A 12,009-nucleotide genomic window follows, 5' to 3' on the forward strand; every position below is an offset into this window, starting at 1 on the left:
AAACCTGGGTGGGGGGACAGTAGACCGAGAGCAGTACTGGAATCTCACGAAGCGGTCGTGCCATTTCCGCGTGTGGCCTGTTGGCATCCCGACAAGCAAGGGATGCCTGGACATGCTGGACCTCTGGTACAAGAACGCCGTCCTCTATTGCGTGGACGTCGAGACCTATATGGACGGCAACGGGGACGGGGTCGGGGATTTCCGCGGCCTGTCCCAGCGGCTGGACCACATCGCCGGGCTGGGGGCCACCTGTGTCTGGCTGCTGCCCTTCTATGCCACGCCCAACCGGGACAATGGCTACGACGTCAGCGACTATTACGCCGTGGACCCGCGGCTGGGCACCTTCGGCGACTTCGTGGAGTTCACCCACCTGGCGCGGGAGAAGGGGCTGCGGGTCATCGTCGACCTGGTGGTGAACCACAGCAGCACCGAGCACCCCTGGTTCAAGGCGGCCTGCGCCGACAAGGACTCCCCCTTCCGGGATTTCTACCTGTGGTCGGAGGAGAAGCCGGCCGACGCCCATGAGGGCATGGTCTTCCCCGGCGTTCAGCACACCACCTGGACCTGGAACGAGCAGGCCGGCGCCCACTATTTCCACCGCTTCTACGACCATGAGGCGGACCTGAACATGGACAACCCCGCTGTCCGCGAGGAGATCGAGCGGATCATGGGGTTCTGGCTGCAGTTGGGCGTGTCCGGCTTCCGCATCGACGCCGCCCCCTTCGTGATCGAGACGCCCGTTGGCCCCGACAAGGGTAAGATGCATTTCGAGTACATCCAGGAAATGCGCTCCGTTCAGCAATGGCGCCGGGGCGACGCCGTGCTGCTGGCCGAGGCCAACGTGCTGCCGGAGGAGGTGGGCGATTACGTCGGCGACGGCGACGGCATGCACCTGATGTTCAACTTCATCACCAACCAGCGCCTGTTCCTGGCCCTGGCCCGGCAGGACCCCAAGCCGCTGGCCGAGGCCATCAGGTCCCTGCCCGACATGCCGGAGATGGCCCAATGGGCCAACTTCGTGCGGAACCATGACGAGCTGGACCTGGGCCGCCTGTCCGAGGAGGAGCGGGAGGAATGCTTCCGCCTGTTCGCCCCGGATGAGCACATGCGCGCCTATGGCCGCGGCATCCGCCGGCGCCTGGCCCCCATGCTCGGCAATGACCGGCGCAAGCTGGAGCTGGTTTACAGCCTGATGTTCACCCTGTCGGGCACCCCCGTCATCTGGTACGGGGAGGAGATCGGCATGGGCGAGAACCTGGAGCTGGAAGAGCGCACGGCCGTGCGCACGCCGATGCAATGGTCCGACGGCCCCAACGGCGGCTTCAGCCCCGTCGGCAAGGACAAGCTGGTCCGCCCGGTGAACAGCGGCGGGGAGTACGGTTTCGAGACGGTGAACGCGGAGGCCCAGGCCCGCGACCGCGACAGCCTGCTGACCTGGTTCGAGCGGGCCGCCAGGATGCGCCGCCAATGCCCCGAATTCGGCTGGGGCCCGACAGAGCTGCTGGACCTGGGCAACGACAAGGTCCTGGCCCACCGCTGCCGCTGGCGCGGCAATAGCGTCGCCGCCCTGCACAACTTCAGCCCGGACAAGCAGGCCGTGTCCCTGGAGCCCCTGTGCGAGGAGGGCACCCGGCTGGTGGACCTGTTCGAGGACAAGGATTACGGCCGCCTGCAACGCACCGACCGGCTGGAGCTGGAGGGGTACGGGTATGTCTGGCTGCGGGTGGAGGGGAAGTGACCGGGCCGCTCAGGCCAGTCGGTCCATGGGCAGGCCCGCTTCCCCCTCGTCATCCGGCCCGTTCTCCCCTGCCCCAGGGTCCCGTGAGACGTTGAGTACCACTGTCCGGCAGCGCTGCCGGATGGCGTCGGCGAAGACGGGCAGCATGGCATGGTCGCCGGCGGGCATGGCCCTGACCTCGGCGACGGCGGCATCCACCCCTTCCTGCACCCGATGCCCCAGGTCCGCCACCCGGCGGAGCACGGCCCTGGCGTTCAGGCCACACGCTGTCGCCATCCGGGCCCAATGCTTCGCCCGCACCTGCCGCCCGCGCCGCTCGCCCCCGATGGACTGGGCATGGTTCTGGGTGATGTTTTCCCAGGCGGCGGCGCACATCAGGTCATAGAGAGGGGCGAGGCGCGGTGGCTCCCCCGCACGGTCGAACAGCAGGGAGTAGTTCTTGGCGTGGGAATCCACGTTCGCCAGCAGCACGTTCAGGATGACCGCGTCCAGAAACGGCAACAGGGCGCCCGGCCGCGCCTCCCGCCGCAGCAGCCCGGCCAGGGCGGGCAAGCCGGTGGCCCGGGTCCCGGACCCGTCATGCTCGTATTTGGCGGCGGGCGGCAGGCCCAGGGCCTGGCAGAAATCCTCCTGGTGCTGCCGCCGCCATACCGCCCCGTGGCGGAACCGGTCGTACCGCTGCACCAGCAGGTAGGTGCGGTCGCCCACCCGGCCCGTGGTCACGGGCGCCACGTCCAGGCCCGCGCGCCGGGCCAGGACCATGCACAGGGCCTCGTTCTGCACGCTGCCGAACAGGTTGGGGTTGTCGGGCTTCAGGATGTGGGTGGAGGGGGCGCCGTCCACCGGGATGGCGAGCCGGTCCCCTTGCAAGGCCACGGGCAGCTTGTGCTGGGCCCCCGCCAAGCTCATGGACACCCCGTCCTCGCCCACCAGGAAGGGCCGCCGGGGCAGGTCGTTGATGATGCGCTCCAGGTCGGGGGCGCCGGCGATGCCCAGGTAGTCGGGCTCCTCCCCCTCCCGGGGCGCGCCGATGGCCAGGGCGCCGGCCGTGTCCCGGCCGATGCGGCCCACCAAGCCCAGCACGTCCTCCGCCGCGATGCCCATGGCCCGGCCCACGGTACGCAGGATGTCCCCCTCCGGCAGCAGGTTGGCCAGCCAGGGAACCAGCCTGTCCGGCCCATGCCGGTCCACGGCCAAAGGCATGGTGACGGAGACGGGGAAGGCCCCCCGGGTCCGCTGCCAGCGCGGGTCATAGCGGAACACCGGCCCCCCGGCTTCCGCCGCGATCTCCCCCACCAGGAAGGTTTCGTAGAAGACCGGGACCATCAGCCGTTCCCGGTGCTGGGCAGGTCGTAGCCGCCGGGATCATCCGGGGGAACCGGCGCCGGCCCGGTTGCCTCTGGCAACAGTCGCAGCCCGACTGCCTCGGCCGCCGCAAGCGCTTTGCCCAAGTGCGCCGTGGGCTTCCCGGCCTCCAGGTCCACGATGAAGCGCGGCCCGGAGCCGATCAGCAGGGCCACCTCCTCCTGCGTCAGCCGGTTGGCCACCCGGTGTTGCCGGACCAACCTGCCGAACTCGGCCGCATCCATGGCGCCCTCCGCTTTATGCCGCGGCTACTGATCCTGGCCGATCAACGGCCCCCTCAGACGCCGGGCGCCGCCATCCGGCGGCTTGGCTCACGCGCCCATGAGGGCGCGGGCCGGCGGTCGCCGGCCTCCACCGGCATGAGTCCCTGACTCATGCCGGTGGTCTTCCCGATCGGTAAGGTGCGCGCCCATTTCCGGCTTGGCAAGACCAATTCTTCCCGATCGGGAAGCAGAAAGGGGCGGACCTTTCGGCCCGCCCCTTCCCTTCACCAGCAAATGGGCTGGGTCAGTTCACCCGCGGTTCCCCCGCCGGCACCAGGCCGCGGTTCTTCAGCAGGGCATCCACCTTGGGCTCGCGGCCGCGGAAGCGGATGTAGGCTTCCATCGGGTCGGAGGTGCCGCCGGCGGAATAGACGTTGTCGTACAGCTTCTTGGCCATAGCGGGGTCGAAGATGTTCCCAGCCTCCTTGAAGGCGTTGAAGCCGTCGGCGTCCAGCACCTCCGCCCACATGTAGCTGTAATAGCCGGCCGAATAGCCGTCGCCGGAGAAGATGTGGGAGAAGTGCGGGCTGCGGTGCCGCATCACGATCTCCTTCGGCATGCCGATCTTCTTCAGCGACGCCGCCTCGAAGCCATTGACGTCCAGCCCCTCGGCGGACTTCAGGGCGTGGAACTCCATGTCCACCAGGGCGGAGGAGACGTATTCCACCGTGGCGAAGCCCTGGTTGAAGTTGCGGGCCGCCAGGATCTTGTCCAGCAGTGCCTTGGGGATGGGCTCGCCGGTCTTGTAGTGGACGGCGAACTTCTGGAGGATCTCCGGCTGCTCCAGCCAGTGCTCATAGACCTGGGACGGGAACTCCACGAAGTCGCGCAGCACCGACGTGCCCGACAGGTACGGGTACTTCACATTGGACAGCATGCCGTGCAGGCCGTGCCCGAACTCGTGGAACAGGGTGTTGGCGTCGTCGAAGGACAGCAGAGTCGGCTCGCCCGGCGCGCCCTTGGCGAAGTTGTTGTTGTTCAGCACCAGCGGCCGGATGGATTCGTCCAGGTTCTCCTGGTCGCGGAGCGTGCTCATCCAGGCGCCGCTGCGCTTGGTGGGCCGGGCGAAGTTGTCGCCGATGAACAGGGCGACGTGCTTGCCGTCCTTGTCCTTCACCTCCCACGCCCGGACGTCGGGGTGGTAGAGGGGCAGGCCCTTCACCTCCGTGAAGGTGACGCCGAACAGGCGGTTGGCGGTGTAGAACGCCGCCTCGATCATCTTGTCCAGCTGGAAGTACGGCTTGATCTCCGCCTCATCCAGCTCGTACTTGGCCTTGCGGACCTTCTCGGCGTAATAGCGCCAATCCCAGGGCTCGATGTCGATGTTCTGGCCCTCGGACCGGGCCATCTCGGCCAGCAGCCCCTTCTCCTCCGCCGCCCGCTCCTTGGCCGGGCCCCAGACCTTCAGCAGCAGGTCGCTGACCGCCGCCGGGGTCTTGGCCATGGTGTCGGCCAGCTTGTAGTCGGCGAAGGTCTCATAGCCCATGATCTTCGCCCGCTCGATGCGCAGGGCGACGATCTCCTGGATGATCTTCTTGTTGTCCTGGGCGTCGCCATTGTCGCCGCGCAGGGTCCAGGCCTTGAACGCCGCCTCGCGCAGGTCGCGGCGGGCGGAGAAGGTCAGGAACGGCTCGATGGAGGAGCGGGACAGGGTGATGACATGCTTGCCCGGCAGGTTCCGCTCGGCAGCCGCCTGGGCCGCCGCGGCGCGGGCGAAGTCCGGCAGGCCGGCCAGGTCGCGCTCCCCCTCCAGGACCAGCATGTAGTCCTTCTCGTCCTGCAGCACGTTCTGGCTGAAGGCGGTGGAGATGACGGCCAGGCGCTGGGTGATCTCCGCCAGGCGCTGCTTCTGCTCCGGCTTCAGCTGGGCGCCGGCGCGGACGAAGGCCAGGTGGTAGCGCTCCACCACCCGCTTCTGCTCGGGCGTGAGCTTGAGCTTGTCCCGCTGCTGGTAGACGGCGTCGATGCGCTGGAACAGCTCGGGGTTCAGGCTGATCTCACTGCGGTGCTTGGCCAGCACCGGGGCCATGTCGCGCTGGATGGCCTGCAGCTCGTCGTTGGTGTGGGAGCTGGTCAGGTTGCCGAAGACCTTGTCCACCTGCTCCAGCAGCCGGCCGCCACGCTCCATCGCCTCGATGGTGTTGGCGAAGCTGGGGGCTTCCTTGGTGCCGGTGATGGCGGCGATCTCCGCCTTCTGCTCCGCCATGCCGCGCTCATAGGCGGGCTTGAAGTGGGCCGGCTTGATCTTGTCGAAGGGCGGCAGGCCGAACGGGGTCTGCCACTGGGTGAAGAAGGGGTTCGTGTCCATGCTCGCCTGGGTCGCCTGTGCTGGGGCCGCCTTCTGGGTGGGCGCGCTGCCGTTGGCCGCCATGGCCCCGCCCGCACCCACCAGCGTGAGGATCAGGGCCGAGACGCCCGCCGTCAAAGCAGATTTCAACGTTCTTCCTCCGGATACCGTTCTCCAGCCGCGGTGACCCGCCGCCGACCGGGCAAATGGAAGGCCGCCGCCCCCAGGGCAAGGCAAGCGCCGTTACCGTGTGGTTACAAAAAATTAAGCGGGGGTGCAGGGGCGGATGTCGCGGGGGCAAGCAGCACCCCGTCCGCCTAAGCGCGACCGCCCCTCCCCCGCGCAGGCGGGGGTCCACAGTTCTTGACCCGCGAGCCTGCGCGACCCCCATCAAAAACCGTGGACCCCCGCCTTCGCGGGGAAGCGGTAAAAGAAAAACGATATGGGACCTGCGCCCCCCCTCACCCGATCCGGCGCAGCTCCTCCGCCCGGCCGTCGGGCAGGTTCAGCCGGTCGGCCAGGTAGCGCAGGTAAGACTGCTCCGCCCGCCCGTCCGGGGTGATGGCCATCTGGGAGGCGAGATAGACCTGCTCCGCCGTCTCCGGGTCGCGGGCCTGGGCGACGATGTCGTCCATGCTGGGCGGGTCGGCCAGCTCACGTTCCAGCAGGCGGCGCTCCTCCTCGCCGGCGCCGGCCTGGTTGACCGTGTCCAGGATGCGGGCGCGCTCGTCCGCGTCGATCTGGCCGTCGGCGTTGGCGGCGGCCACCATGGCGCGGATCAGCAGCAGGGCCTTCTGGTCGGCCACACCCATGGCCGGTTCCTGTGGCGCCGGCCCGCGGGACAGCATGTCGCCGATCCGGTCACCGAGGGAGGAGCCGGTGCCGCGGGCGCTTGTCGCCTGCGGGTTCATGTGGGCGCCCGGCCCGGCGCCGGCCCCGGCGGGGTTGTTGGCCTTGTAGTCCTGGTAAGCCTTGTAGGCCAGGTAGCCGAGTGCTGCCACGCCGGCCGTGCTGCGGAAATCGCCGCCGACGCCCGGCGTGCGGGTGCCCGCCGCGAACACCGGCCCGCGGGCGCTGCGCCCGCCCAGCCCCGTCGCCATCATGGCGCCCAGCAGCCCACCAAGGTTAGCCATGGTCCGTCCTCCCCTGTCCTGTCGTGGAACGGGGGAGTCAACCGGCGGGCGTCAGTCCCGTTCCTTGCGGCGCTCCGGATTGCGGAAGACGAACAGGTCCTTGTCCAGCGAAACGCCGAGTTCCGGGTTCTGCAACGCCACTTCCGTCGTCAGCCCCTGGGCGTCCAGCACCCGCCACTTGCGTAAGGAGTAGGGCCTGTCCTCGAACACCAGGGTCAGGCGGCCGAGGCCGGGGTCCTTGGCCTGGGCGAGCGTGATCTCCACCGCCCCCGGGCCCTTCTCCACCTTCGTCACCACCACGTCGCCGGACAGCTTCAGGTCCGGGCGCAGCAGGAAATCCGCCATGGTGCTGCCGATGGGGGCGTTGGACTGCTCCTTCATCTCCGCGTCCCAGAAATAGACGAAGGAGCCGTCGGCCACGATGAAGTTCTTGGACGGCGGGTCGAAGTCGATCCGCATCCGCCCGGGGCGGGACAGGCTGAAGGTGCCGCGGGCGACGCTGCCGTCGTCCGACACCTGCAGGAACTGGGACCGCATGGTCTTGATGCCGCCCAGGTACTCCTCCGCCCGCCTGACCTCCGCCGCGTCCTCCGCGGTCAGCTTGGCGGGGGCGACAGGGGCGGCCGACTGCCTGGCAGGGCCTTGCGCCGATGCGGGCAGGGCCGGGAGGGCCAGGGTCAGGGCCAGGAGGGCGGCGGCGAGGGGCTTGGTCGTGCGCATGGGCAGGATATGGCGCGCCTTCGTGGCGGGAATGGGGACAGGAAGGGGGCATTTCCGCGCCCGCCGCATAGGAACGGTGCCGGGGGCGGTTTGGTCAAGCATTCCTGTCAGATGCCGCCAAACAGGCGGTCGAGCGCGTTGATGATCGTGAAATGCTCCTGCCTCAGCTTGCCTACGGGTGTCTGGAGCACCGCGGTAGGAACGGCGTTCAGCAAATGGGTCGCCAGGAAGTAGATGCTGCCATTAACCTCGACCGTGGGATGAAGCCGGTTGTCAGGCTTCAGGCCTGGCCTGCGGGGAAGCAGCGGGATCACCACCCGCGTCCCGAACTGTTCGAGAATGTCCGCTTGGACGTCCAGTAGCAGGGTACCGGAATCGTCATGCCGGTAGACGTCGTACCGGGCCATCAGAATGTCCGGTACTTTCCAAGTGGCAGACCGTGGTTCCGCACGTAGGCGTTCCAGGACTCCGCCACCTCAGGGTCCAGCGGCTCGTCCGTTGCCCGGGCATTCCGGATGGCCGCCGTCAGTCCGGCCGCGCAAGCCCCCTCGATATCGATGCCCAAGGACTTCGCCCTATCCAGCAAGGCCTTGTCCACGGCGACGCTGGCCTTGGGAAGGCTGCCCTCACGGTTCAGCAAGGGATTGTCCGGCACGACCATCTCCAGCGCTAATGATCCTTGAGTATGCGCATCCCATCGCCACCCGGCAAGGCCAGCCGGGGCTACCCCACCCGCGCGGGGCTGTGGCGGGCCGCCGGGCGTTAGAGTGGGGCCTTGCCCGATGCCCCGGAGTGCCCTGCCATGCGGTCCCTGACCCGCCTGCTGCTGACCAGCGCCGCCCTTGCCCTGCCGACCCTGCTTCCGGCCGCGGCGGCGGAGGGGCCGGTGGTCGCCCTCCCCAAGGGCGTGCGGGCCGCCGACATCGCCCGCGCCCTGGGCAACGCGCCGGATGGGGCGCGGGTGGTGCTGCCCGCCGGGGCCACGGTGAAGGTGGACCGCACCATCGAAGTGGAGCCGGGCAATCGCCGGCTGACCCTGGACCTGAACGGGGCGACGCTGGAGCAGGCGGGCAAGGGCAGCATCGTCAAGGTGGTGGGCGGCATGGGTCCGGCGGTGGAGGTCAGGACCCTGGGCCGCCGGGGTGACAAGACGGAGGTCACCTTCGCCAAGCTGCCCAAGGGGCTGGCGGTGGGTGACTGGATCAAGGTGGTGGCGGAGGACCCGCTGCCCGGCGGCAAGCATGGCCGGAACCCCGTGCGGCTGGGCCAGGCCACCAAGGTGCTGGCCATCGACGGGGACACCGCCATCTGCGCCCCCGCCCTGCACGGGCAGGAGGAATACCGCACCGGCCTGCGCGCCGCCGCCTTCGCCCGGGGAAGCATCACGGTGGAGCGCGGGACCCTGTTGGGGGACGGGGACACCGGGTCGCCCCTGCTGCGGGTAACCTCCGTCGTGGAGCCGCGGGTGGACCGGGTCTGGCTGCGCCGCGGCGGCGGGCCGGGGCTGGAGCTGGAGAATACCGTCCGCGCCCGGGTGACGGAAGTGGCCGCCATCGACCTGAAGGACGACACGGACCGCGGCCATTTCGGCTATGGGGTCCACAGCCATGCCAGCCTGCTGACCCACGTGGACGGCGTCTATGGCGAGCGGCTGCGCCACACCACCGACAACAACGGCAGCACGGTCCCGGCCAAGTCCCCGCCCGCCGGCTATGGCGGCGACATCGGCATGGTGGTGCGCAACGCCATCACCTATGACACCACCGCCTCCGCCTATTCTTGGCACTCCGAGGCGAACCTGGGCCTGTATGAGAACGTCCTGGCCTTCGGCGGCAAGCAGATGGCCGTTCTGCGCGGGCTGGACAACCGCATGGTCAACAGCGGCGGGGCGGGGCTTGGCCGTGGCGTCCAGCTTTTCCAGTATGGTGACGGGGACGGGAGGCGGCTGCTGCTGGACGGGTTGAAGTTCCGCGGCCTGAAGGACCGGTCCGTCTATACGACAGGCAAGGTGACGGACAGCACGGTGCGCCAGTCCCGGCTGGAGTCCATGAGCCCCAACCACCTTGGCGTCGGCCAGGGCGTGCGGCTGATCGGGCTTTCCGACGACATGGCCGGGATGCGGGACGAGGAGCGGCTGCGCCTGGGGACCGACGGTGACGACGACTTGGCCGGCGGCAGGGGCGACGACATCGTCTGGGGCGGGCCGGGGGCTGACAACCTGTCCGGCGGCCCGGGCCAGGACCGGTTCCTCTACAACGACGTGGCGGAGGGCGGGGACACCATCACCGACTTCAAGCCCGGGGCCGGCGGGGACATGGTGGACCTGGGCGCCCTGCTGGTGCGGCTGGGGGTGGCGCCGGGCCAGGACCCGCGGCGCTTCTTCACGGTGGAGGCCGCGGGCAAGGACACCAGGGTGCTGGTGCAGGCCGACGGCAAGGCGGTGACCCTGGCCACCCTGGCGGGGGTGTCGGCAAAGGCCCTGGTGCCGGAGAACATCAAGCTGACCCTGGGCTTCGACGGCAGCCCCGGGGAAACGCTGCCCCCCTGGGACGCCGAGCCGACGCCCCGCCCCGCCCCGCCGCCCACCGCGCGGGAGGAAGCCCGGGAAACCACCGTCGCCCTGGCCGTGCCCCGGTCGGAGGAACCGGCGCGCCGCACCGGGCCGGACATCACCGTGGCACCGGACGGCTTCGCCAGCGTGAAGCTGCGGGAGGACCTGTTCGAGGGGGAGGCCGGGCTGAACTACCGTGTCTCCATGGCCAACGGCCAACCCATGAAGAATTGGATCGAGGTGCGCGGCGACACCCTGGCCCTGGCACCCAAGGACTGGGACAAGGGCGAGCACAAGGTGATGGTCACCGCCTTCAGGAAGGGCCGCGCCGTGGGCACGCGCACCGTGACGGTGCGGGTGGGGGGGTCATAGGGGAGTTGTGGAACTGTGGGATGACTCTATCCGTCCAGTATCCTCGTTATCCCGGCGCAAGCCCAGGGGCGCAAAGTTAACCCGGTTGAGGTTTTTTCTGCCTCCCCCGCGAAGGCGGGGGTCCACGGTTCTTCAACCAAGGTGACGGCATACAGCGGGTCAAAAAACTGTGGCCCCCCGCCTTCGCGGGGGAAGCGGTAGTTATCTGTACCTGACGGCTCGGCCCCAGGATGATCGGGAGTTTGAGAGTGACAACCCCAAGTTCAGGCCGGAACCCTGTCCCCTACCCTCGCCAACCCCTCCGGCTCCGGCCCGCCGGCGGCCCAGTCCAGCAGTTCCACCGTGTGGACGATGGGGATGCCGGTGTTCTGGCCGATCTGGGTCATGCAGCCGATGTTGCCCGTGGCGATGATGTCGGGCCGCACGCTCTCGATGTTCATGGCCTTGCGCGCGCCCAGTTGGCCAGCCAGTTCCGGCTGGAGGATGTTGTAGGTGCCGGCGCTGCCGCAGCAGATATGGCCCTCCGGCACCTCCAGCACCTGGAACCCGGCCGCCTTCAGCAGGTCGCGGGGTGGCCGGTGCAGCTTCTGGCCGTGCTGCATGGAACAGGCGGAGTGGTAGGCCACCTTGAGCGGCCGGGGCGCCTTCGCCCCCTCCGGCAGGCCCAGCATCGCCAGCACCTCCGTGATGTCCTTGGCGAGGCTTGAGACCTTGGCAGCCTTTTCCGCCAGCTCCGGGTGCTCCCGCAGCATGAAGCCGTAATCCTTCACCGTGGTGCCGCAGCCGGACGCGGTGATGACGATGGCGTCCAGCCCCTCCCCTTCGACCTCCCTCATCCAGGCCCGCACGTTCGGCCCGGCGAAGTCAGGCTCATGGTGGCCCAGATGGTGGGTGAGGGCGCCGCAGCAGCCCACGCCGGCGCTGACCACCACCTCCGCGCCCAGGCGGTTCAGCAGGCGGATGGCGGCCTCGTTGATGCCGGGGTTCAGCACCGGCTGCACGCAGCCCACCAGCATGCCCACCCGCATCCGCCGCGGCCCTTCCGCCGGGAACACGCCCGGCCGCTCCTGCCGGGACGGCGGGTGCACCTTGCCGGGGGCCAGCGACAGCATGGTCTGCAAGCGCTTTGGCAGCACCGCCTTGAAGGGCCGCCCGGCCTTGGCGCCCAGCAGGGCGGCCCGGAACCGGTTGCGGTAGGGCAGCACCTCTGCCAGCAGCTTGCGCTGCATGCGGTCCGGCAGGGGGCGCTGGTAGGTCTGCTCGATATGGGCCCGGCCATGGTCCACCAAGTGCATGTAATGCACCCCGGATGGGCAGGTGGTCATGCAGGACAGGCAGGACAGGCAGCGGTCGATATGGGTGACCTCGGCCTCCGTGGCCGGCCGCCCGTTCTCCAGCATGTCCTTGATCAGGTAGATGCGCCCACGCGGGCTGTCCCGCTCGTCCCCCAGCAGCAGGTAGGTGGGGCAGGTGGCCGTGCAGAAGCCGCAATGCACGCATTTGCGCAGGATCTTCTCGGACTCGTTCACGTCCGGGTCGGCGAGCTGGGCCAGGGTGAAGTTGGTCTGCATGCTGGTGCG

Annotated in this window: 10 protein-coding genes; 2 read left to right on the forward strand and 8 right to left on the reverse strand. The window is 69.1% G+C overall.

The genetic code is table 11. From position 1 onward, the window contains the following. Positions 1-112: 112 nt before the first annotated feature. Positions 113-1,738, forward strand: a complete 1,626-nt coding sequence (locus tag HHL28_RS13470) for an alpha-amylase family protein (RefSeq protein WP_075772736.1) — start codon at positions 113-115, stop codon at positions 1,736-1,738. A gap of 9 nt (positions 1,739-1,747) precedes the next feature. Here the strand turns inward: HHL28_RS13470 and HHL28_RS13475 are convergent, their stop codons facing one another. The 7 genes from HHL28_RS13475 to HHL28_RS13505 all read right to left on the reverse strand — a co-directional run bounded on the left by HHL28_RS13475 (position 1,748) and on the right by HHL28_RS13505 (position 8,161). Further along, on the reverse strand, positions 1,748-3,064 hold the full coding sequence (locus HHL28_RS13475; RefSeq protein WP_083699456.1) for a type II toxin-antitoxin system HipA family toxin: 1,317 nt from the start codon (positions 3,062-3,064) through the stop codon (positions 1,748-1,750). Continuing rightward, positions 3,064-3,327, reverse strand: coding sequence for a helix-turn-helix domain-containing protein (locus HHL28_RS13480; RefSeq protein WP_075772734.1), 264 nt, complete (start codon positions 3,325-3,327; stop codon positions 3,064-3,066). The genes HHL28_RS13475 and HHL28_RS13480 overlap by 1 nt, the downstream gene beginning before the upstream one ends. Before the next feature lie 283 nt (positions 3,328-3,610). Further along, positions 3,611-5,803 carry a M3 family metallopeptidase gene (locus HHL28_RS13485; protein WP_404325758.1) on the reverse strand — a complete coding sequence of 731 codons (2,193 nt, stop codon included), beginning with the start codon at positions 5,801-5,803 and terminating at the stop codon, positions 3,611-3,613. Between the two features lie 311 nt (positions 5,804-6,114). Further along, positions 6,115-6,786: a tellurite resistance TerB family protein gene (locus HHL28_RS13490; RefSeq protein ID WP_075772404.1), complete on the reverse strand. Its 672-nt coding sequence runs from the start codon at positions 6,784-6,786 to the stop codon at positions 6,115-6,117. A gap of 51 nt (positions 6,787-6,837) precedes the next feature. After that, on the reverse strand, positions 6,838-7,506 hold the full coding sequence (locus HHL28_RS13495) for a LolA family protein (RefSeq protein WP_075772428.1): 669 nt from the start codon (positions 7,504-7,506) through the stop codon (positions 6,838-6,840). Between the two features lie 107 nt (positions 7,507-7,613). Further along, the gene (locus HHL28_RS13500) at positions 7,614-7,913 is read right to left on the reverse strand and encodes a CcdB family protein (RefSeq protein WP_075772405.1); all 300 of its coding nucleotides are present in this window, start codon (positions 7,911-7,913) and stop codon (positions 7,614-7,616) included. After that, complete coding sequence (locus tag HHL28_RS13505) at positions 7,913-8,161, reverse strand: type II toxin-antitoxin system CcdA family antitoxin (protein WP_169655278.1); 249 nt, start codon at positions 8,159-8,161, stop codon at positions 7,913-7,915. The genes HHL28_RS13500 and HHL28_RS13505 overlap by 1 nt, the downstream gene beginning before the upstream one ends. A 147-nt stretch (positions 8,162-8,308) precedes the next feature. On the opposite strand from HHL28_RS13505, the gene HHL28_RS13510 reads away from it, so the two are divergent. Beyond that, positions 8,309-10,429, forward strand: coding sequence for a type I secretion C-terminal target domain-containing protein (locus tag HHL28_RS13510; RefSeq protein ID WP_075772407.1), 2,121 nt, complete (start codon positions 8,309-8,311; stop codon positions 10,427-10,429). Between the two features lie 263 nt (positions 10,430-10,692). On the opposite strand, the gene glcF is transcribed toward HHL28_RS13510, so the two are convergent. After that, entirely contained in the window at positions 10,693-12,000 is a 1,308-nt protein-coding gene (gene glcF / locus HHL28_RS13515; protein ID WP_075772408.1) for a glycolate oxidase subunit GlcF, read from the reverse strand. Positions 12,001-12,009: the final 9 nt, after the last annotated feature.

It is taken from the genome of Aerophototrophica crusticola (assembly GCF_012913305.1).
GTDB lineage: Bacteria > Pseudomonadota > Alphaproteobacteria > Azospirillales > Azospirillaceae > Niveispirillum > Niveispirillum crusticola.

Coding starts and splice junctions, on each gene's coding strand:
- HHL28_RS13490 (WP_075772404.1), bottom strand. CDS start 6,786: ATGGCTAACCTTGGTGGGCTGCTGGGCGCCATGATGGCGACGGGGCTG.
- HHL28_RS13510 (WP_075772407.1), top strand. CDS start 8,309: ATGCGGTCCCTGACCCGCCTGCTGCTGACCAGCGCCGCCCTTGCCCTG.
- HHL28_RS13470 (WP_075772736.1), top strand. CDS start 113: ATGCTGGACCTCTGGTACAAGAACGCCGTCCTCTATTGCGTGGACGTC.
- HHL28_RS13500 (WP_075772405.1), bottom strand. CDS start 7,913: ATGGCCCGGTACGACGTCTACCGGCATGACGATTCCGGTACCCTGCTA.
- HHL28_RS13495 (WP_075772428.1), bottom strand. CDS start 7,506: ATGCGCACGACCAAGCCCCTCGCCGCCGCCCTCCTGGCCCTGACCCTG.
- HHL28_RS13475 (WP_083699456.1), bottom strand. CDS start 3,064: ATGGTCCCGGTCTTCTACGAAACCTTCCTGGTGGGGGAGATCGCGGCG.
- glcF (WP_075772408.1), bottom strand. CDS start 12,000: ATGCAGACCAACTTCACCCTGGCCCAGCTCGCCGACCCGGACGTGAAC.
- HHL28_RS13480 (WP_075772734.1), bottom strand. CDS start 3,327: ATGGATGCGGCCGAGTTCGGCAGGTTGGTCCGGCAACACCGGGTGGCC.